The organism is Actinomycetospora cinnamomea (assembly GCF_003096675.1).
Lineage (GTDB): Bacteria > Actinomycetota > Actinomycetes > Mycobacteriales > Pseudonocardiaceae > Actinomycetospora > Actinomycetospora cinnamomea.
The window spans coordinates 37903-58763 of record NZ_QEKW01000005.1; the positions used below are offsets into that span (position 1 = coordinate 37903).

Sequence of the window (20861 nt, forward strand, 5' to 3'; positions counted from 1 at the left end):
TGTTCGCGGCTACAGCCGTGAATTTCACTCACATACCGTGCATCTTCGCGATGACCTGGAGCATGACCTCGTCGGCGCCGCCGCCGATCGACGTGATCCGCATGTCGCGCAGGAAGCGCGCGGTCCACGTCTCCTCCATGTAGCCCAGCCCGCCGTGGTACTGCAGGCAGGTGCGGGCGACATCCTCGCAGAGCCGGCCGATCGCGAGCTTGGCGATCGTCGCGAACTTCGAGGTGTCCTCCCCGCGCAGGTAGGCCTCGGCGCAGGCGTAGTTGTAGTGCCGGCACATGTCGAGGCGGGCGTAGAGCTCGGCGAGCTGGTAGGTCAGGTACTGGTTCCTGATCAGTGGCCCGCCGAACGCCTCCCGCGTGCGCAGGTAGGCCGCCGTGCGGTCCAGCGCCCGCTCGCACGCCCCGACCCGGCCGTAGCAGGCCACCATGCGCTCGTTCTGGAACTGGGCCATCTGCTGCTGGAAGCCGCGCCCGACCTCGCCGATGGTGTTGGCCACCGGCACCCGCGCGCCGTCGAACGCCAGCTCCGCGGTGTCCGAGCAGCGGTTGCCGAGCTTGTCGAGCTTGCGCGAGACGCTGACGCCGGGGGTGTCGGTGGGCACGACGATCTGGCTGATGCCCCGCGCGCCCCCCTCGTCGGAGGTCCGGGCGAGCAGGCAGAGCCAGTCCGCCTCCACCCCGTTGGTGATGTAGAGCTTCGAGCCGTTGATCACCCACTCGTCCGCTCCATGATCGTTCTCGCGGCGGATCGCGCGGGTCTTCAGCCCGGCGACGTCGGAGCCGGCGTCGGGCTCGGTGACCGCGATCGCCGTGACGTGCGCCCCGCGGATCGCCGGTGCGAGGTAGCGCTCCTTGAGCTCGTGGCTGCCGAAGCGGGCCAGCGACGGCGTCGCCATGTCGGTCTGCACGGCGATCGCCATGCCGACCCCCGCGGCGTCCGCGCGCCCGATCTCCTCGGCCAGCACCACCGAGAACAGGTGGTCCGCGCCCCCGCCGCCGTACGCGGGGTCGTACTCGAGGCCCAGGAAGCCGAGGTCGCCGAGCTTGCCGAACAGCTCGTGCGTCGGCATCCGCCCCTCGCGCTCCCACGCATCGACGTACGGGTCGATCTCCCGCTCGACGAACGCCCGCACGGTCTTGCGGAACGCCTGGTGCTCCTCGGTGAACGCGACCATCTACGACCCCTTCTGCACGCGCCGGCGGAGGACGGCTTTCTGGATCTTCCCGGCCGGTGTCAGCGGCAACTCGTCGACGAACTCGACGACGCGCGGCACCTTGTAGTCCGCCAGGCGCTCGGCGGCGAGGGCGACGAGCTCGTCGGCGGTGACGGTGCTGCCCTCGCGGCGGACCACGAAGTAGTGCCCGACCTCGCCGTGGGTGTCGTCGGGCTCGCCCACCCCGGCCGCCATCGCGACGCCCGGGTGCGCGCCGAGGACGTTCTCGACCTCGACGGGGTAGACGTTGTAGCCGCCGGAGATGAACATCTCCTTGAGCCGCCCGCGCAGCGCCAGGTGGTCGCCCCGCACGCGGGCGACGACGTCACCCGTCGCCAACCAGCCGTCGGGACGGAACGTCGCGGCGTCGGGCACGTTGCGGTAGCCCGCCGCGACCGACGGGCCGCGCAGCCAGAGCTCGCCCTCGTCGGCGTCGGTGCCCTCGATGGGGTCCACGACCCGCGCCTCGATCCCCGGCAGCGGTACACCGAGCGTGCCGGCGACGGTGTCGGCGTCGTCGTCGAGCGCCGACATCACCGCGGCGCCGGAGGTCTCCGACAACCCGTAGAGGTTGACGACGCGGGCGTGCGGGGCGGCGGCGGTGATCGCCGCGCACAGGGCGGGCTCGACGTTGGAGCCGCCCGCGACGGCGTAGCGCAGCGTCTCCAGCGTGCCGACGCCGGCGCGGGCCATCTCGGCGAGCAGCAGCGTCCACATCGTCGGCACGCCGGCGAAGACCGTGACGCCGTGGGTGGTGACGTCGCGCAGCGCGCCCGCCGGGGAGAAGCCGGGGGTCAGCACGACCTCGCTTCCCGCGACGAGTGCCGAGAGGAGCGTGCAGGTCAGCCCGCCGACGTGCGTGAACGGCATGGTCGCGAGGAACCGGTCGTCGCGGCCGAGCCCGAGGTGCTCCGCCTCCGCCCCCGCCGAGGCCAGCAGGCTGCCGTGCGTGAGCACCGCGCCCTTCGGTGCCCCGGTGGTGCCCGAGGTGTAGAGCAGGACGGCCGGATCGCCGGTGCCCGCCTCGTCGCCCCGGGCCGCGGCCGGCGCCCCGCCGACGAGCTCGTCCGCGTCGGTGACCACGTGCTCGAGTCCCGGCAGCCGGGGCCGCAGCTCGGCGTAGAGGGCGGTGAGGTCGGTGTCGCCGGCCTCGGGCACGGTCACGACCAGGCGCGCCCCGGAGTCGCCGAGCATGTGCTCGAGCTCGCTCCCGCGGTAGCGGACGTTGAGGGTGACGAGCACGGCGCCGAGCCGGGTCGTGGCGAACAGCAGGCCGACCCACGCCGCCCCGTTGGGCAACGCCACGCCGACGCGGTCGCCCGGCCCGACGCCCCGCGCGGCGAGTCCCGCCGCGAGCCGGTCGACGTGCTCGTCGAGCTCGGCGAGAGTGACGGCCCCGGGTTCCCGCGCCACGGAGCGCAGCCGGCCGGGCTCCGCCTCGCGGAGGAACACGGCGTCCGGGCGGTCCCGGGCCGCGGTGCGCAGGAGGCCCGAGATGCTCATGTCGGGAGCCCGTGCAGGTAGGCCAGGGCCGGACCCCAACGGTCGGTCTGCGAGCCGGTGGGGGCGTAGAGCGGGATCCGCTGGGCGACGCTGCCGAAGCGCCGCTCGAGAGCGGGGCCGACCTGGTCGGGCTCGGCGACGATCGCGATGGTGTGCAGGACCTCGTCGTCGAGCGCGTCGCCCATGGCCTCCCACTGAGTCGGATCCTCGGCCGCTCGCTTGGACAGGGTGTTGAGCTCACGGGCGAGCTCGCCCCAGCCGTGCAGCTCGAGCACCGGGTGATAGGCCGGGGTCGAGCCGTAGAACGCGACCTGGCGGCGCACCTCCCGGACCGACGCGGCGAACTCCTCCTCGGTGTCGCCCGTCGCGATGAGCGCCGTGGCCGAGAACTCGAACCCGCTCCCGTCGCGGCCGGCGCGCTCGAAGCCCCGGTGCAGGGCGGGCAGCGTCACCTCGTGCAGGTAGCGCTCCGTGGAGAACGCGTGGGCCATGAAGCCGTCGGCGACCTCTCCGGCGACCGCGGTCATCCGCGGGCCGACGCCGGCGAGGTGGATCGGTGGGTGGCCGTGGGGGTTCGGGCCGGGCGAGAAGAAGGGCGTCATCAGCGTGTGCGTGTAGAACTCGCCGCGGAACTCGAGGCGCTCGCCCGTGGCCCAGGCGTCCCAGATCGCCCGCACGGCGCGGATGTACTCGTGCATCCGGTCGGCGGGGCGCGACCAGGGCATCGAGAACCGCTTGGTGACGTGCGGCTTGATCTGCGTGCCGAGCCCCAGGACGTAGCGCCCGCCGGTGACGAGGTGCAGGTCGTTGGCGGTCATCGCGGTCGTCATCGGGGTGCGGGCGAACGCGACGGAGATCGCCGTGCCGAGGGTGATGCGCTCGGTCCGCGTCGCCGCCAGCGTGATCATGACGGCGGGGTCGTGCTGGGTCTCCGACGCCCACACCGCGTCGTAGCCGGCCTTCTCCGCGGTCACCGCGTCGTCGGCGAAGCTGTCCAGCCCGCCGGTCACCACGGTCGCGTCGACCTTCATCGCAGCAGCTCCTCGGGTACCTCGACGTGTCGGGCCCGCACGAACTCGCCGAGCCCCTTGGCCTGTGGGTCGAGCGCGAGGTTGTCGGCCACGCCGCGGCCGAGGAACCCGACGACGGTCACCCCCACCGCGCGCAGCTCCGGCAGCGCCCAGAGCCGCAACGGGCAGCCCGCCGCGTCCTCGCCGAGCAGCCACGTGACGTGCTCGTCGTCCCACCAGCCGGCGAGCCAGTCGTACGCCGCGTCGTCCCGTGCCCACAACCCCAGCGTCGCGTTGCCGCCCTTGTCGCCCGACCGCGCGCCGACCAGCCGCCCGAGCGGGACGCGGGCGGCGGGGCTGGGGGCGGCGGGGCTGGGGGTGGCGGAGCTGGGGGTGGCGGGGCTGGGGGAGCGAGGGACGCCTTCGCTGCGTGCGACGCAGTCGGGGCGTCCTTCGCTGCTCGGGCGGGCGGCAGGGTTCTCGGTGCGAGGGGCTCCTTCGCTGCGTGCGACGCCGTCGGGGCGTCCTTCGCTGCTCGGGCGGGCGGCGGGCGGGTCGACGGTCCGGACCCGGTCGCCGAGGCCCACGAGCTGGGGCAGGTCGGCGGCGGGCAGGAGGATCGGCCAGAAGACGCTCGCGGCGCTGCCCGGGCCGGGCGGGGCCGTGGCGAAGAAGCCCGGGTAGCCGGCGAGAGCGGTCTCCACGGCGGCACGCGACAGGCGTCCCGCGGCCTCCTTGGTGCCCGCGACGGCCACGGTGAGCAGGGCGACCGCCTCGGTCATGCGTGCCGGGTCGGGGCGGTCGGCGCGCAGCAGCCGGGTCTCGACGCGGTCGAACGCCTTCCGCCCGCCCGGCACTCCGGCCCACAGCGCGGCGAGCGCGTGCTCCGCCTTCGCCTCGACGTCGAGACCCGTGAGCACGAAGGTCATCTCGTTGTGCCAGCCGGCGGGCACGACCGCGCCGACCTTGACGGTGTCCGGCGGCGCCTCGCCGCGGGTCCCGGCGATCCGCACGCGATCGGGCGCCTCCTGCGTGAGGGCGACGGTGTCGAGGCGCGCGGTGACGTCCGGGGTGAGGTAGCGCGGCCCGTCGACCTCGTAGAGCAGCTGCGCGGTGACCGTCTCCACGGTCACCGCCCCGCCCGTCCCCGCCGCCTTGGTGACGACCGCGGAACCGTCGGCCTCGATCTCGGCGACGGGGAAGCCGACGTGCTCGGTGCCGTCGAGCTCGCCGGCGAACGAGAAGTTGCCGCCCGTGGCCTGTGCGCCGCACTCGATGACGTGCCCGGCGACGACCGCGCCGGCGAGGGCGTCGAGGTCGTCGGCATCCCAGCCGTGGTGCCACGCCGCGGGGCCCACGACGACCGCGGCGTCGGTGACCCGGCCCGTGACGACGACGTTCGCGCCGTCGGCGAGCGCCGCGACGATACCGCGGCAGCCGAGGTAGGCGTTGGCGACGACCGGCGTGTCGGGCAGCGGCTCGCCGGTCTCGAGGTGCGCGGTCTGCTCGGGCGGCAGGGCGCGCACACGGTCGGTGACGTCGTCCCCGCCCACCCAGGCGACCACGGCGCGCTCGTCGATCGCGGCGATATCCGCGGCGCAGCCGGCGGGATCGAGCCCGCCCGCGTTGGCGACGACGAGGATGCCGGCGTCGAGGCAGTCGGCGAGCACGTCGCGCATCTGGCGCACGAACGTCGATGCCCAGCCGCCGGCGCCGCGCTCGCGCTGCTTGGCGAGCAGGCCCATCGTGAGCTCGGCGAGCCAGTCACCGGTGAGGACGTCGACGTGGACGCGGCCCTCGCGGTGGGCGTCGACGATCTCGCGGGCGGCGGCGAGCCGGTCGCCGTAGAACCCGGACACGTTGGCGATCGCGATCACTCGGCGACTCCCAGCGTGACCAGCGTCGCGTGCGCGTCGACGTACTGGCCGACCGCGACGTGCACGGTCTCGACGACCCCGTCGGCGGCCGCGAGCGCCGGGTGCTCCATCTTCATCGCCTCCAGGACGACGAGCTTCTGGCCGGCGACGACGTGCTCGCCCTCGCGGACCAGCACCTCGACCACCGTGCCGGGCACCTCGCTGACCGGCCCCGCCCCGCCCGCCGCGGCGTCGGGAGCGGGCAGGCGGGGCACCTCGCGCCAGGTGCTGTGACCCTCGCCGTCGTCGACGTACGCGGCGCCGTCGTGCTGGGCGACACGGCAGCGGTACTCCACGCCGTCGAGGGTGAGACGGACGGTCCCCGGGGTGAGGTCGCGGAGGCCGAGGTGGTGGTCGATGCCGTCGACGGTAAGGGTCAGGCCGGTGGCGTCGAGGCGGTGGCTGACGGCGACCTCGCCGTCGGGGCCGGCCCAGCGGATGACCGGGCGGGGCGTGTTCCGGAGCGTGCGCCACCCGGGCGGGGCGAGGGGGGCCCGGGGGTCGTGGGCGCGCCGGGCCGCGGTGGTGGCGGCGACGGCGGCCGCGAGGTGCACGAGGCGCGGGGTCGCGGGTTCCGGGGTGCGCAGGTCCCGGTGGGTGTCGAGGAAGTCGGTGCGGGTGGCGCCGGCGAGGAAGTCGGGGTCGCGCAGGACGGCGACGAGCAGGTCGCGGTTGGTGGTCGGCCCGTGGATCTCGGCGTGCGCGAGCCCGGCGGCGAGCTTCCTCGCGGCCGCGGTGCGCGTCGGGGCGTGAGCGACGACCTTGGCGATCATGGGGTCGTAGAACGCGCTGACCTCGCCGCTCGTCCCGAGCGCGTCCTCCCAGCGGAGGGTGTCGTCATGGCGGTAGTGGTGCAGGGTGCCCGGGCTCGGCCGGTCGCCCGCCGCCGGGTCCTCGGCGTAGAGCCGCACCTCGATCGCGTGCCCCCGAGGCCGCACGTCGTCCTGCGTGAACGGCAGCGGCTCCCCGTCGGCGATCGCGAGCTGCAGCGCGACCAGATCGACGCCGTACACCTCCTCGGTGACCGGGTGCTCCACCTGGAGCCTGGTGTTCATCTCGAGGAAGAAGAAGTCGAACTCGGGGAGTTCGAGCAATGCGGCTTTGCTGGCGTCAGACGCCAGGAACTCCGCATCCTCGATGAGGAACTCGACGGTCCCCACGCCCACGTAGCCCAGCTTCTCCGCCAGCGCGACAGCCGTGGCGCCCATGCGCTCACGCAAGGCCGGGGACACGACCGGCGACGGCGCCTCCTCGACGACCTTCTGGTGCCGGCGCTGGATCGAGCACTCGCGCTCGCCGAGGTGGACGACGCGCCCGTGCGCGTCGCCCACCACCTGGATCTCCACGTGCCGGGGGGCGTCGAGCAGGCGCTCGAGGAACACTGTGCCGTCGCCGAAGCTCCGCGCGGCCTCGGTGCGGGCGGAGCGGACGGCGTCGGCGAGCGCGTCGGACGAACGGACCTCCCGCATCCCGCTGCCCCCGCCGCCCGACGAGGCCTTGACCAGCAGCGGGAAGCCCACGGCGTCGGCCGCGCGGGCCCAGTCGCCGGGGTCGTCGGTGTCGAGCAACGCGTCGGGCAGCGTCGGCACGCCGGCCTCGCGGGCCAGCGCTTTGGCGGTGTGCTTGACGCCCATCGCCTCGATCGCCGCCGGGTCGGGGCCCACCCACGTCAGGCCGGCGGCGGCGCACGCGCGGGCGAAGGACGCGTTCTCCGACAGGAACCCGTAGCCGGGGTGCACGGCGTCGGCGCCGGTGGCGCGCGCCGCGGCGAGGACCTGGTCGACGTCGAGGTAGGTCTCGGTGCTCGTCGACCCGCGCAGTGCCACCGCCCGGTCGGCCTCGCCCACGTGCGGGGCGTCGGCGTCGGGCTCGGAGTAGATCGCGACCGTGCGGACGCCGAGGGTGCGCGCCGCCCGGATCACCCGCCGCGCGATCTCCCCGCGGTTGGCCACGAGCAGCGTGCTGATCACTGGCTCACCTCGAGAATGTGGAGTTCCTGGCGTCTGACGCCAGCAAAGCCGCATTGCTGGCACACCCCGTGTGCCACCACCCACCCGAGCACGCGCTCACATCCGGAACGGCGCGAAGCGGGTCGCACCGGTGATCGGGGCCGAGTGGACGGCCGAGAGCGCCAGCCCCAGGACCGTCCGCGTGTCGCGGGGGTCGATCACGCCGTCGTCCCACATCCGCCCCGAGGCGTACACCGCGTTCGACTGGGCCTCGACGGCGTCCTCGATCGCCTTGCGGGTCGCGCGGTCGGTCTCCTCGTCGTACTCCCGGCCCGCCCGCTCGGCCGAGCGCCGCTGCACCATCGACATCACCCCCGCCAGCTGCGTCCCGCCCATGACCGCGATGCGGTGGTTGGGCCAGGTGAACACGAACCGCGGGTCGTAGGCGCGCCCGGACATGCCGTAGTTCCCGGCGCCGTAGGACGCGCCGACCATCAGCGTCAGGTGCGGGACCTCGGAGTTCGACACCGCGTTGATCAGCTTCGCGCCGTCCTTGATGATCCCGCCCCGCTCGTAGGCCGAGCCCACCATGAACCCCGTGATGTTCTGGACGAACAGCAGCGGGATCGATCGCGCGTTGGCGAGCTGGACGAACTGCGCGCCCTTCTGCGACTCCTCGGAGAACAGGATCCCGTTGTTCGCCAGCACGCCGACCGGGAAACCGCCGATCGAGCCCCAGCCGCACACCAGCGTCGTGCCGTAGAGCGGTTTGTGCTCGTCGAACCGCGAGCCGTCGAGCACGCGGGCCAGGACGTCGCGCACCTCGACCGAACGCTTCGGATCGCTCGCGGCGCAGGCCAGCAGTTCCTCGGCGTCGAACCGCGGCGGGTCCGCCGGCAGCGACGGCCCCGGTCCACCGCGACGCCAGCCCAGGTCGGCGACGATCCGCCGCCCGATCCGCAGGGCGTCGCGCTCGTCGGCCGCGAGGTGGTCGGCGAGCCCCGACTCGCGGGCGTGCATCTCCGCCCCGCCGAGGGTCTCGTCGTCGACGTCCTCGTTGATCGCCATCTTCACCAGCGGCGGCCCGCCCAGGTACACCGTCGCCTGCCCGCGGACGAACACCGTGTACTCGCTCATCCCCGGCATGTACGCCCCGCCGGCCGTCGACGAGCCGAAGACCAGCGCGATCGTCGGGATGCCCCGCGCCGAGAGCCGCGTCATCTCCCGGAACGTCCGCCCGCCCGGCACGAACAGGTCGGCCTGGCGGGGCAGGTCGGCGCCTCCGGACTCGACGAGCGCGATCACCGGCAGCCGGTTGCGCTCGGCGATCTCCAGGGCCCGCAGCTGCTTGGTGACGCCGATCGGCGTGATCGACCCACCCTTGACGGTGGGCTCGTTCGCGACGACCAGGCACTCGACGCCGCTGACCGCCCCGATCCCGACGACGAGCCCCGCGCCCGGCCTGGTCAGGTCCGGTTCGTGGGCGCCGGCGAGCGCACCGATCTCGAGGAACGCGGCGTCGGGGTCGAGGAGCAGGTCGACGCGCTCGCGCGCGGTGAGGCGGCCCCGGTCGTGGTGCCGGTCGACGTACTTCGCCCCGCCGGCCTCGAGCACCGTCGCGGCCACCTCGTCGACACCGGCCAGTGTGGCGAGCATCGCCTCGCGGTCGGCGGCGTACTCGGGCGAGGACGGGTCGAGCCGCGAGCCCAGCACCGCGGCGGGCGAGATCTCCGGGACGCTCATGCGCGGACCGGACCCTTCCCCGGCGTCCCCGCGAACGCCTGCCCCAGCAGCATCCACTCACGCGCGGCGTCGCCGGTGACGACGAGCCCGGTGTCGTCGACGTGGCGCCGCCGCACGAGCACGAGGCAGAACTCCTCGACGTCGCCGGTGATGGCGTCGCCACGTGAGCGATCCGGGTCGTCATGGCGACCCGGATCACTCACGCGAGCTCCGCTCATCCACCCCCACACCGCGCCGGACGGACCGGTGAGCTCGACGCGGACGGGGGTGTCGGGGACGTCCATCCCGCGCACGCGGTAGCCCTGTGCGCGGGCGCGGACGGCGAGGTCGGCGACGTGGCGCAGGCGGTCGGACGGCGGCAGCCGCGTCCCCAGCGCGTCGGCGACGTCCGCGCCGTGCGCCCAGGTCTCCATGATCCGGCTGGTGATCGCCGACCGCAGCGACATCGCCGGCCCGAACCAGGGCAGCCGCGCGGTGGGGTCGCAGGCCCGGGCGGCGCGGTCGAAGGCGACGGCCGCCTCCTGCCAGGCCGCGAGCGCCGCCGGCCCGGACGCCGGCACCTGTGCGTTCGCGGCGTCGACGAAGCCCTCGACGTCGGTGATCGCGTCACGCTCGGCCTCGAACGCCTCGGGCGTGGAGATCGCGCGGGCGAACGCGCCGTCGAACCACGCGAGGTGGGCGACCTGGTCGCGCACCGTCCACGGCTCCGCCCGCGTCGGGCGCGACCAGTCCGCGGGCGGCCGGTCACGCAGCAACGCCATCACCGCGGCGCGCTCGTCGTCGAGGTCGGCCAGCAGCTCGTCGACCGAGGGCCCGGCCATCAGCCGTCCAACCCGAGCCGGCCCGCCACGACCTCGTTCATGATCTCGGTCGTGCCGCCGCCGATACCGAGGATCCGCGCGTCGCGGTAATGGCGCTCGACCTCCACGCCGTGCATGTAGCCCATCCCTCCGTGCAGCTGGACGGCGCGGTCGACGACGGCGTCACACGCCGCGACCGCGGTGTTCTTGGCCATCGCCAGCTCGGTGACGACGTCGGTGTCGGACGAGCCCGCCTGCCACCGCGCCAGCACGTCGCGCACGTACGTGCGGGCGACCGTCGCCTCGCGGGCCATCTCGGCGACCTGGTGGCGCACCACCTGGCGCCGGGCCAGCGGCTCGCCGAACGTGCGGCGGCGGCGGACCCAGTCGACGGTCAGGTCGACGCACCGCTGCGCGGTGGCGTAGGCCTGGACCGCGAGCGACAGCCGCTCGGCGGCGAAGTTGACCATGATCTGGCGGAAGCCCGTACCCTCGGCGCCGACGAGGTTCGACGTCGGCACGCGCACGCCGTCGAAGCGCAGCTCGGCGGTGTCGCTGCAGTGCCAGCCCATCTTGCGCAGGCGGGTGCGCGACACCCCGGGCCGGTCGGTCTCGACCACGAGCAGCGAGACGCCGCGGTGTCCCGGCCCGCCGGTGCGCACGGCCGTGGTGACGAAGTCCGCGCGCGTCCCCGAGGTGATGTAGGTCTTGGCGCCGTCGACGACGTACTCGTCACCCTCGCGGCGGGCGCGCGTGGTGATCGCCGCGACGTCGGAGCCGGTGTCGGGCTCGGTGATGCCGAGGCTCGCGATCGCCCGCCCCGCCAACGCCGGGCGCACGAAACGGTCGATCTGCTCGCGGTCGCCGGCGGCGGCGATGTGGGGGACGCCGATGCCGTGGGTGAACAGGCCCGCGCACACGCCGCTCGTCCCGCCGGAGAGGATCAGCTGCTCGGCGACGAGCAGGGAGTCGACGTGGTCGCCGGCGCCGCCCGCGGCGGCGGGGAAGCCGAGCTCGAGCAGGCCCAGGTCGCCGGCGCGCTCGTGCAGCGACCGCGGCAGGGCGCCCTCGTCCTCCCAGCGCGCGAGGTGCGGGACGACCTCGCGCTCGGTGAACTCGGCGACCAGCGCCCGCAGCGCCCGCCGCTCCGGAGTCGCCCAGGCGTCGTGCGCCGAGCCGGGGGAGCGAGGGTCGCCCTCGCTGCGTCCCACGCATCCAGGGCGTCCCTCGCTGCGCTCGTGGACCGCGTCGCCGGGGCGCGCCGTCACCGTGCGACCGCCTCGGCCCGGCCGGCGTAGCGCTCGCGCAGCACGCGCTTGAGCAGCTTGCCCGTGGCGTTGCGGGGCAGCTCGTCGACGATCTCCACGCGCCGCGGCGCCTTGAAGTGCGCGATGCGCTCGCGGGCGAACCCGATCACCTCGTCGGGGTCGACGGACCCCTCGGGCACGACGACCGCCACCACCGTCTCGCCCCACGTCGGGTCGCCGACGCCGATCACCGCGACGTCCGCGACGCCCGGGTGGCGGTGCAGTACCTGCTCGACCTCGACCGGGTAGACGTTCTCGCCGCCCGAGATGATCATGTCCTTCTTGCGGTCGACGAGCGTCACGAAGCCGTCGGCGTCGCGGATCCCGAGGTCGCCGGAGTGGAACCACCCGTCACGGACCACCTCGGCGGTCGCCTCGGGCCGGTTCCAGTAGCCCGCGAACACCGTCGGCCCGCGCAGCGCCAGCTCGCCGACCTCCCCGACGCCCACCTCCTCGCCGGACCCGTCCACCAGCTGCGCGTCGACGTGCATGAACGGGCGCCCGACCGATCCGGCGTGGGTGAGCACGTCGCGCGCGTCGAGGAAGAGCGCGGCGGGGGAGAGCTCGGTCATCCCGAAGCCCTCGGTGAACGTCCAGCCGAGGCGGGTGAAGTGCTCGATGACGGTGACGGGGCAGGGCGCGCCGCCCGAGATCGCCCAGCGCAGATCGCGCATCGGGGGTACCGCCGCCAGCCGGGTCAGCGCCGCCCACATCGCGGGGACGAGGAACTGGGTGGTGACGCCCTCGCGGGCCATGAGCTCGACGAACGCCGCCGGGGCGAACGACGGCACGACGACCACGGTGCCGCCGGCGTAGAGCGGGGGGAGCGCCGAGAGCCCCAGCGCGCCGATGTGGAACAGGGGCGCCGCCGCGATCGTCACGTCGGTGCCGCCGATGCCCGGCCCCGCGGTGACCATGTTGATCGCGTTCCACAGCATGTTGTCGTGCGTGAGCACCGCGCCCTTGGGCACGCCGGTGGTGCCCGAGGTGTACATGATCACGCAGGGGTCGTCGCCCGCGACCGGGCGCGCCTCGAGGGCCTGGTCGCCCGGCTCCTCGGCGAGCTCGACGACCGACGACACCGAGCCCACCGCGTCGCCGCCGGCCGCGAGGGCGTCCTCGGCCAGCGTCGCGAACGCCGCCGAGCGCACCAGCACCGTCGCCCCCGAGTCGGCGAGGACGTGGGCCACCTCGCCCGGCGCCAGACGGTGGTTGACCGGGACGGTGATCGCCCCGAGCCTCGCGGCCCCGAAGAGCCATTCCAGGTAGGCCGCGGAGTTCTCGCCGAGCAGCGCGACCCGGGCGCCCGCGCCGACCCCGAGGGCGGCGAGCGCAGCGGCCCGCGCCCCGATCCGGCGGTCGAGCGCGGCGTAGGTGTGCCGGGCGCCGGTGGCGACGTCGACCAGCGCCTCCGCCTCGGGGCGCCGCAGCGCCCGCCGCGCGATCCAGTCGGCGATCCCACCGTCCATCGCCGTCCTCCTCGAGAGATGACCCACGCCGGCGTGGCCTGGGCTACTCTGCCCGTACGTGCGGTCAGTTCACAAGGGGGCGCGATGACGGAGCCGGTGGTGGCCCCGGGGCGGGCCCGCGGCGGGCGGCGCGACGAGATCCTGGCGACCTTCACCCGGCACGTCGCCGAGCGCGGCTACGACCGTGCGAACTTCGGCGACGTCGCCGCCGAGCTGGGAATGAGCAAGGGCACGATCGTCCACCATTTCGGCACCAAGCACCGGTTGCTGGCCGAGGTGCAGGAGCGCTACATGCGCCGCCGCCTCGACGAGGCCCACGCCCTGCTGGCGCGGCTGCCCGCGCCGGAGCAGCGGATCGCGGCGTTCGTGCACGCAGGCGTGCGCTACTCCACCGACGAGCCGGCGACGACGGTCGCCTTCCAGCGCGAGGTCGTGCGCCTGACCGACGAGCCCGGGATGGAGACCGCGCGGGCCCAGCGCGACGCGTACCGCGACCTGGTGGTGGCCGTCCTGCAGGACGGGGCCGACGCCGGGGTCTTCCTGCCCGGCGACGCCCGGCTGCGCAGCCTGCAGATGTTCGGCTCGCTGCACTGGATGTGGACGTGGTTCGACCCGGCGGGCCGGCTGCGGCCCGGGGACGTGGCCGCGGAGTTCTGTCGCACGCTGCTGCGCGGCCTCGGCGTCCCCGAGGACGAGACCGCCACGGCCGCCGACCCCGACGGGCCGGTCGCGCGCTGCGTCGCGGAGGTGTGCGCTCCGCGCCCGTGAGCACTCTCGACTGCTCCAGCACCCGGAAGTGCTCACACGCGCGTCAGCGCACCAGCCCACTCCGCGAAGCCGGGGCTGGTCGGCGGCCAGAGCCAGCCCAGGGCGAGCTGGGCGACGGCGACGACGGCCAGCGCGAACACCAGCCCGCGCCGCGGACGGCGCGGGACGGCGATGAGCGCGAGGAGGGTGAACAGCACGGTGGTGCTGACCTGTGTGAACAGCAGCCCCGTCCAGACCGCGACGACCGACCCGGCGATGGGCAGGAGGTAGCCGATCAGCGGCAGCGGTTCGCGGATGCCCATGGAGACCGCCATGAGCAGATACAGCGGGGCGTGCAGCAGGCCGAGGCCGACGGTGACGGTGGCGGCACCGAGCGAGGCCCAGACCCCGCCGGGGAAGGCGAGGAAACCGGGGCTGTCGACGAGCGTCGCGAACGCCGCGCCGGAGAAGCGCCACTGCAGGAACGTCCACGCCGCGATGACGAACACGACGGGGAAGACCACGACGCCGACCGTCGCGGGGACGGCGGAGGGCTCGTCGCGGAAGCGTTCCCGCGCCAGGAAGACGGTCGAGGCGCCGAGTGCGAGCGCGAACGGCACGGTGATCGGACTGAAGCAGAACGCGAGGGCCAGGGCGAGACCGGCGCTGAACCCGCCCTCGGTGCTGCGCTCGCGCGCGAACCGCACGAAGCCCTGGACGGCGATCGCGAGCAGCGAGAGCGTCGCGATGCCGGGCAGGCTCTCGCTGACGAGGTAGGCCACCGCCGGCACGCCGAGGATCGGCAGGAGCAGCAGCCCGACCAGCCACCACGGGACGTCCCGCCGAACGGAGCACGCGCGCAAGGGGCCCGGGACCGCTCGATCGAGTGGTCCCGGGCCCTCGGGGTGCTCAGCGGGCGCGGCGGTACGAGCAGATCACCACGCCGGTCGTCGCCTGCTCGACGGACACGAGCTCGAGCGTCCGCGCGTTCCCGGACGTCGGGAAGACGCCCTTGCCGCCTCCGAGCAGGATCGGCTCGATCATCAGGCGGTACTCGTCGACGAGGTCGGCGTCCGCGAGCTGGGTCGCGAGCGACGCGCTCCCCTGCACCAGGAGGTCGCCGCCGTCCCGCTCGCGCAGGTCGCGCACGGCCCCGATCGCCCCGTCGGCGGCGTCGGAGGGCAGGAGCCGCGAGTTCTCCCACGTCAGGTCGGCCCCGGTGAGCGTGCGGGAGGCGACGTACTTGGTCATCCCGTTGATCCGGTCGGCGAACGGGTCGTCGGTCTGGTGCGGCCACACCGCCGCCGAGACCTCCCAGGTCCGCCGGCCGAACAGCATGGCCTCGGCGTCGCGCAGCGAGCGGTCCCACGTCGCGCCCAGGGTCTCGTCGAAGTAGGGCACGGACCAGCCGCCGTGGGCGAACCCGCCGTCGGTGTCCTCGTCGGGCCCGCCGGGGGCCTGGGTGACGCCGTCGAGGCTGGTGAACTGGGTGACGACGATGCGCACGGTGGTCTCCCTCGGTCGGGGGGCGGGTGATCAGCGGCGGGTGAAGGCGGGAACGAGGACGGCGGCGACCGCCAGGTGGATCAGGGTCAGGCCGACGCGGGTGGACGGCGACGCCTCGACGAGGCCGACCGGGATCATCGAGAGGGCGAGGACGCCGACGGCGAGCACGGTCCAGGCGGTGCGGCCCCACCGCGCGACCCGCTCGGCCAGCGCGAGCACGCCCCAGCCGACGAGGCCGATGATCGCGGTGCACGCGGCGGTGGTGGGCGCGTCGACGCGGGCCGTGCCCTGGGCGTCGGTGATCCAGTAGTCGGCGCCGGCGAGCGCGCCGACCGCCCAGGCGACGAGCGCGGCGGCGACGGCGCCGACGATGCCGAGCGCGCGGGTGCGGCGGCGGGAGCGGACCGGCGCGTCGGTCTCGGTGGAGGTGGCCGCGGTGGTGGTTGCGGCGGTGGCGGTGGCGGTGGACATGGTGACCTCCGGTGGGCTTCGGGGCTGGTGCTGCCCCTAGGTCGAACGGCGGTCACCGCTTTCGACACAGCCCTCGGAGAAATCGTCACTCCGGTCCGCCGATGTCCTCCAGCCACGCCTCGGGGTGCTCGGTGGCGAAGCGCTGCATCAGCGCCGCGCAGTCGGGGTCGTCGAGCACGGTGACCTCGACGCCGTTCTCCGCGAGCCACGCGTGCTGCCCGCCGAAGTTCTCCGCCTCGCCCACCACCAGGCGCGGGATGCGGAACTGGCGGATCAGCCCCGCGCAGAACCAGCACGGCGACAGCGTCGTCACCATCGTCGTGCCGCGGTAGTGCGGGCGCCGCCCGGCGGCCCGGAACGCCGCGGTCTCGCCGTGCGTCGCGGGGTCGCCGTCCTGGACGCGGCGGTTGTGCCCGCGTCCGAGCAGCTCGCCGTCCGGCCCGAACAGCGCCGCGCCCACGGGCACCCCGCCCGCCGCGGCCCCGGCGCGGGCCTCCTCGAGCGCGACGGCGAGCATGTCCCGGGGCTCCATCACGCGGCTCACCGTGCCACGTGCCGGTGTCAGCGGTGTGGCACCACGGACACTGGGTGTCCGTGGTGCCACACCGCTGACACGCCGAACGGCGCGCGCGAGGCATGCTGGGCCCCGTGCCGGAGCTCCCCGAGGTCGAGAACGCGCGTCAGGTCGTCGAGAAGGCCCTCGACCGGGTGATCACCGGCGTCGACGACCGCGACGAGTTCGTCTGCCGTCCCCACCGTCCCGGGGAGATCGACACCGCGCTCAAGGGCGGCCGGCTCGTCGCCGCGCACCGCCGTGGCAAGACGATGTGGTGCGACACGGTCACCGCCGACGGCGCCGAGGGTCCGCACCTCGGCATCCACCTCGGGATGGGCGGACGGGTCTTCGTCACCGGCCCGGACGGCGACGCCGACAGCCTCTACGCCGGCGGCGACCCGCACGTCGGCGGCATGCCGCGGAAGGCCGGCGAGCGCCCGGACAGACCCGACTGGGATCGGGTGCGGATCACGTTCGACGACGGCGGTGAGCTGCGGCTGTTCGACAAGCGCCGCCTCGGGCGCGTGCACCTCGAGCCCGACCTCGACGCGCTCGGCCCCGACGCCGCCGAGATCACCCGGGACGAGTTCCGGGCCCGCGTCGGCAAGGGCACGGCCCCGATCAAGGCCCGGCTGCTCGACCAGTCGGTGCTCGCCGGCGTCGGCAACCTGCTCGCCGACCAGACGCTCTGGCAGGCCCGCCTGAACCCGGCGCGGCCCGCGGGCGAGCTGTCGACCGAGGAGCTCGACGCGCTGCGCCGCGAGCTGCGCAAGGCCACGCGCAGCGCGATCTCCCGCGGCGGCGTGCACACCGGCGACGTCATTCCGCACCGCGCGAAGGACGAGACGTGCCCTCGCTGCGGTGCCCCGATGGAGCGCGGCACGGTGGGGGGACGGACGACCTGGTGGTGCACGCTCGAGCAGGCGTGATAGCACGCGCCGTCACCAGAAGTCCGAGACCGGGTAGCCCGATCAGGTGGAGAGCGCCGCAAGGTCGTCACACAGAAGTATTTGAACGGTCGACTTGTCGTGCGCAACCAAGCCGCCCGGCATCGCCGACCGTCGCCGCTCGCCGTTCTCAAGGGGACCGTACGGGCCTCGGGGACGGACCTCGCCCTCGCCGCCGCCTTCGCCCTCGGCACGCTGCCCGGCGCCGTGGTGCTCCTCGTGACCTGGCTGCCCGGCAGCCCTCTGATCGGGCTCGCCCTGCTCCTGCCCGGAGCGTTCGCCGTCGGCGGCGAGCGCCTCAGCCGCCGCCCCGCGGGTCCCGACATCCACGACCGCCAGCTCGACCACATCGTCGCCGCCCTCGTGGCGGTCGCCGCGGTCACGCTCGTCGCGGCGGGCTCCGTCGCCGGCGGGACGACGCAGCGCTCCACGCTCGTGCTCGCGACGCCGCTGCTCGCGGTCGGCCTCAGCGCGCTCCTGCACGGCACCCGGCGGCTCTGGCAGCAGCGCGCCGCCCCGCTCCTGCTGCTGCTCGCCTGGCCGGTGCCGTGGGAGGCCGCGCTGGCCCCGGTGACGGCGCGGGTCGGGCGGGAGGACCTGGCGCTCGCGGTCACCGCCCTGGTCGTGGCCCTGCTGGCCGTGCTGCTCGTCGCGCCGCGGCGCCGCGCGGCGGCCACGCGGATCGCGGCACCGGCCCCGGCCGCCGGACCCCGGGCCCTCGTGGTCGTCCCGCATGAGCCCGTCACGACCACACTGCCCGTCGCGGTCGCGGAGACGGTCGCCGCGCCGAGGGCCGCGGCGTGAGCGCCCCCGCCACGATCGCCGCCCGGTACGCCCTCGCGCGGTACACGAGCCCCGCCGAGCAGCTGGCGCTCACCGCCGACGGGTTCGCGGACGCCCACCCCGAGCTCTCGGCGCGCCCGCGGCCGCTGCGCCGCCGCGTCCGCGTGGTGTTCCTCGCCGTGCTGGCCGTCGTCGGGGTCTGCCTCGTGCTGTGGCCGGCGACCGTCGCGGCCACCGTCGTCGGGGCCTTCGTGCTGCTGCACTGCGCGACGACCCTCCATCGCCTCGAGCTCATCCGCCGCGCCGTGGCCGACGACCCGACGATCGAGGTCACCGACGAGGACGCCCGGGCGGTGCCGGACGCGGCGCTGCCGCACTACACCGTGCTGGTGCCGGCCTACCGCGAGCCGGAAGTGATCGCCCGGGTCGTCGCCGGCATGACCGCCCTGGAGTACCCCGCGGACCGGCTGGAGGTCCTGCTGCTGCTCGAGGCCGACGACGGCGAGACCCTCGCCGCCGCGCGGGCCGCGCTGGGCGGCGAGCGGCGGGGACCGATCGCGATCGTCGAGGTCCCGCCCGGCGAGCCGCGCACGAAGCCGAAGGCCTGCAACATCGGCCTGCTGCGTTCGCACGGGCAACTGGTGACGATCTTCGACGCGGAGGACCGGCCGGAGCCGCTGCAGCTGCGCCGCGCGGTGGTGGCGTTCACCCGTCTCGGGCCGCGCGTGGCGTGCCTGCAGGCGCGGCTGACCTACCACAACGCCGAGCAGAACCTGCTGACGCGCTGGTTCACCGTCGAGTACGACACGTGGTTCCGCTGGTTGCTCCCCGGACTCATGGCCACCGGCGCCCCCATCCCGCTGGGCGGCACGTCCAACCACATCCGCCGCGAGGCCCTCGTGGCGGTCGGCGGCTGGGACCCGTGGAACGTCACCGAGGACGCGGACCTCGGGCTGCGCCTGGCGCGCTGCGGCTACGAGGTGGCGATGCTCGGCAGCACCACCGAGGAGGAGGCCAACTCCGACGCCATCAACTGGGTCAAGCAGCGGTCCCGCTGGTACAAGGGCTACCTGCAGAGCTTCGCCGTGCACGTCCGGCGCCCCGTCGCCCTCACCCGCGAGATCGGGCTCCGCGGTGTCCTCGGCCTCGTGCTCTTCGTCGCCGCGACCCCCGTGCTCGCCATGGTCAACCCGGTGTTCTGGGGCCTGACCGCCCTGTGGATCCTCGCGCGGCCACCGGCCGTCGCCGCCGTGTTCCCCCGGTCGTGTACTACCCGGGGCTCGCGGTGTGGATGGTCGGCGGGCTCGCCGCGATCCTCGCCGGCGTCGCCAACGCGCGCGCGGCCGGCAAGCCCCACCTCGCCGCCGCCGCGCTCGTCGCGCCCCTGTACTGGGTCCTCATGTCGCTCGCCGCGATCAAGGCCGGGGTGCAGCTCGTCGCCGCGCCCTCCTACTGGGAGAAGACCACCCACGGCCTCGACGTCGCGCCCGAGAAGCCCGAGCAGGAGGTGGCCGCGTGACCGACCTCGCGACCCGCCCGCTCCTGCCCGGAGCCCTGCCGCCGGCGGAACGGACCCGCCCGCCCCGCCGGCGTCCGGGTGCCGCCGGCGCCTGGTTCCTCGCCGCCCTGGCCCTCTACGTCGCCGCCGGCGTCGTACTGGTCGGGGTCCACGACGGGGTCATGGAGGACGCGCTCGCGCGGCTGTCCGCGGCCTCGTCGGTGTGGTCGTCGAGCGACCCCGAGCTCACCGCCATCGGGTACGTCTGGACCCCGCTGCCGGCGCTGCTGATGGTCCCGTTCACGCCGCTGCGCGTGCTGTGGCCGGCACTGGTGTCGCAGGGCTACCTCGCGGCGCTGCTCTCCGCCGTCGCGAGCGCCGCCGCCGTCGCCACCACCTGGGGGCTCCTGGGCGACGTCCGGGTCCGCCCGTTCCGTGGGGCTCGTGGCCGGCCCGGTGGCGGCGGCGTTCGTGCTCTGGGCGCTCGTGAGCTGGCTGGTGGTGGGCTCGCCGTTCGAGCAGTTCACCTCCGCCTACGGCAACGCGACCCTGCTCGCGAGCGCCGACGCCGCCGCGGTGTCCGTCGCCCTGCCCGCGCGCCAGCTGCTGTGGCTGGCGCCCGCGCTGCTGCCCGTGCTGGTCCTCGTCCTCGCGCGGGCCCTGGGGCGGACCCGGCCCGCAGGGCGGGGCCGCGCGCTCGCCCTGGTCGCGGTGCCCGTGGTGCTGTTCGGCACGGTGCTGGCGTTCGAGTGGGTCACCTACCTGTCCGGGAACCTGCTCGGCTTCCTGCGCTACCAGATCACGGCCATCCCGCTGGTGGTCGTGCTGCTCGGCCTGCTGCTCGCCCGCGACGACGAGGACCGGGGTCGGGAGAGCGGACTCCTGCGGGCGTCGGCCGGCGGGCTGGTCGTGGTGGCCGTGCTCGGCGCGGGCATCGTCACCTCCGCGCGGGCGATGGTCGCCGAGCCGGTGGACGCCACGCAGGAGTACCACCGGGTCGCCCCGCTGGTCGGGGCCGCGGGTCCGGACGTGTCGGCCCTGGGGATGTGGGCCGAGGACCGCGAGGTCGCCGCCCGGATCGACGGGATGGACCTCCCCCCGGCGAGCGTGCTCGTCGACTCCGGCAGCGGCTTCGCCGTGGTCGCCGCGAGCCGGCACCCCGAACGCTTCCTCATCACCTCGGACGACGGCTTCGCGGCGGCCCTCGCCGACCCGCCGGGGCACGGCATCCGTGTCGTCCTGCGCTCCGAGGCCGGCGGCGTCGACGCGGTGCGCACCCGCTGGGCCTCCCTCGGCACGCCCGGGGCGCCCGCGTGGGCGCGGTCGCTCGGCGCGGTCGCACCGGCCACGCCGTTCTCCCCCACCTGGACGCTCTGGGCGGTGACCGGGCGCCCCTGACGGAGCGGACTCGACTGATGCGCTCTACCGGCG

At 74.8% G+C, this 20861-nt stretch carries 18 protein-coding genes; 5 read left to right on the top strand and 13 right to left on the bottom strand.

Annotation, left to right across the window (positions count from 1 at the left end):
• Positions 1 to 28 precede the first annotated feature (28 nt).
• From C8D89_RS11345 to C8D89_RS11385, 9 genes are all read right to left on the bottom strand, one after another.
• The gene (locus C8D89_RS11345) at positions 29 to 1186 is read right to left on the bottom strand and encodes an acyl-CoA dehydrogenase family protein (RefSeq protein WP_116708247.1); all 1158 of its coding nucleotides are present in this window, start codon (positions 1184 to 1186) and stop codon (positions 29 to 31) included.
• A complete protein-coding gene (locus C8D89_RS11350; protein ID WP_116708248.1) occupies positions 1187 to 2728 on the bottom strand; it encodes a class I adenylate-forming enzyme family protein in 1542 nt (513 codons plus the stop codon).
• Positions 2725 to 3759 carry a TIGR03617 family F420-dependent LLM class oxidoreductase gene (locus tag C8D89_RS11355; RefSeq protein ID WP_116708249.1) on the bottom strand — a complete coding sequence of 345 codons (1035 nt, stop codon included), beginning with the start codon at positions 3757 to 3759 and terminating at the stop codon, positions 2725 to 2727. The genes C8D89_RS11350 and C8D89_RS11355 overlap by 4 nt, the downstream gene beginning before the upstream one ends.
• A complete protein-coding gene (locus C8D89_RS11360; protein WP_116708250.1) occupies positions 3756 to 5615 on the bottom strand; it encodes an acyclic terpene utilization AtuA family protein in 1860 nt (619 codons plus the stop codon). Before C8D89_RS11360 ends, C8D89_RS11355 begins: the two co-directional genes overlap by 4 nt.
• Positions 5612 to 7624: an acetyl/propionyl/methylcrotonyl-CoA carboxylase subunit alpha gene (locus tag C8D89_RS11365; protein WP_207787178.1), complete on the bottom strand. Its 2013-nt coding sequence runs from the start codon at positions 7622 to 7624 to the stop codon at positions 5612 to 5614. The genes C8D89_RS11360 and C8D89_RS11365 overlap by 4 nt, the downstream gene beginning before the upstream one ends.
• A gap of 96 nt (positions 7625 to 7720) precedes the next feature.
• Entirely contained in the window at positions 7721 to 9346 is a 1626-nt protein-coding gene (locus C8D89_RS11370; protein ID WP_116708252.1) for an acyl-CoA carboxylase subunit beta, read from the bottom strand.
• Positions 9343 to 10167, bottom strand: coding sequence for a TIGR03084 family metal-binding protein (locus tag C8D89_RS11375; RefSeq protein WP_116708253.1), 825 nt, complete (start codon positions 10165 to 10167; stop codon positions 9343 to 9345). Before C8D89_RS11375 ends, C8D89_RS11370 begins: the two co-directional genes overlap by 4 nt.
• Positions 10167 to 11357, bottom strand: coding sequence for an acyl-CoA dehydrogenase family protein (locus C8D89_RS11380; RefSeq protein WP_116708254.1), 1191 nt, complete (start codon positions 11355 to 11357; stop codon positions 10167 to 10169). The genes C8D89_RS11375 and C8D89_RS11380 overlap by 1 nt, the downstream gene beginning before the upstream one ends.
• A 53-nt stretch (positions 11358 to 11410) precedes the next feature.
• On the bottom strand, positions 11411 to 12922 hold the full coding sequence (locus C8D89_RS11385; RefSeq protein WP_116708255.1) for a long-chain-fatty-acid--CoA ligase: 1512 nt from the start codon (positions 12920 to 12922) through the stop codon (positions 11411 to 11413).
• 84 nt (positions 12923 to 13006) lie between these two features.
• On the opposite strand from C8D89_RS11385, the gene C8D89_RS11390 reads away from it, so the two are divergent.
• Complete coding sequence (locus tag C8D89_RS11390) at positions 13007 to 13690, top strand: TetR/AcrR family transcriptional regulator (RefSeq protein WP_165825657.1); 684 nt, start codon at positions 13007 to 13009, stop codon at positions 13688 to 13690.
• A 32-nt stretch (positions 13691 to 13722) separates the two neighbouring features.
• Here C8D89_RS11390 and C8D89_RS11395 read toward each other — a convergent pair whose 3' ends face one another.
• From C8D89_RS11395 to C8D89_RS11410, 4 genes are all read right to left on the bottom strand, one after another.
• On the bottom strand, positions 13723 to 14532 hold the full coding sequence (locus C8D89_RS11395) for a hypothetical protein (RefSeq protein WP_116708257.1): 810 nt from the start codon (positions 14530 to 14532) through the stop codon (positions 13723 to 13725).
• A 46-nt stretch (positions 14533 to 14578) separates the two neighbouring features.
• Entirely contained in the window at positions 14579 to 15175 is a 597-nt protein-coding gene (locus tag C8D89_RS11400; RefSeq protein ID WP_116708258.1) for a dihydrofolate reductase family protein, read from the bottom strand.
• A gap of 30 nt (positions 15176 to 15205) precedes the next feature.
• The gene (locus tag C8D89_RS11405; protein ID WP_116708259.1) at positions 15206 to 15646 is read right to left on the bottom strand and encodes a DUF6069 family protein; all 441 of its coding nucleotides are present in this window, start codon (positions 15644 to 15646) and stop codon (positions 15206 to 15208) included.
• Positions 15647 to 15731: 85 nt separating this feature from the next.
• Complete coding sequence (locus tag C8D89_RS11410; protein WP_116708506.1) at positions 15732 to 16178, bottom strand: nucleoside deaminase; 447 nt, start codon at positions 16176 to 16178, stop codon at positions 15732 to 15734.
• Between the two features lie 116 nt (positions 16179 to 16294).
• On the opposite strand from C8D89_RS11410, the gene C8D89_RS11415 reads away from it, so the two are divergent.
• The 4 genes from C8D89_RS11415 to C8D89_RS11430 all read left to right on the top strand — a co-directional run bounded on the left by C8D89_RS11415 (position 16295) and on the right by C8D89_RS11430 (position 20828).
• On the top strand, positions 16295 to 17131 hold the full coding sequence (locus C8D89_RS11415; RefSeq protein ID WP_116708507.1) for an Fpg/Nei family DNA glycosylase: 837 nt from the start codon (positions 16295 to 16297) through the stop codon (positions 17129 to 17131).
• A gap of 99 nt (positions 17132 to 17230) precedes the next feature.
• A complete protein-coding gene (locus C8D89_RS11420) occupies positions 17231 to 17953 on the top strand; it encodes a hypothetical protein (protein WP_116708260.1) in 723 nt (240 codons plus the stop codon).
• Positions 17950 to 19920, top strand: coding sequence for a glycosyltransferase family 2 protein (locus C8D89_RS11425; protein WP_207787179.1), 1971 nt, complete (start codon positions 17950 to 17952; stop codon positions 19918 to 19920). Before C8D89_RS11420 ends, C8D89_RS11425 begins: the two co-directional genes overlap by 4 nt.
• Entirely contained in the window at positions 19875 to 20828 is a 954-nt protein-coding gene (locus tag C8D89_RS11430; RefSeq protein ID WP_133251880.1) for a hypothetical protein, read from the top strand. The genes C8D89_RS11425 and C8D89_RS11430 overlap by 46 nt, the downstream gene beginning before the upstream one ends.
• The last annotated feature ends 33 nt before the right edge of the window (positions 20829 to 20861 follow it).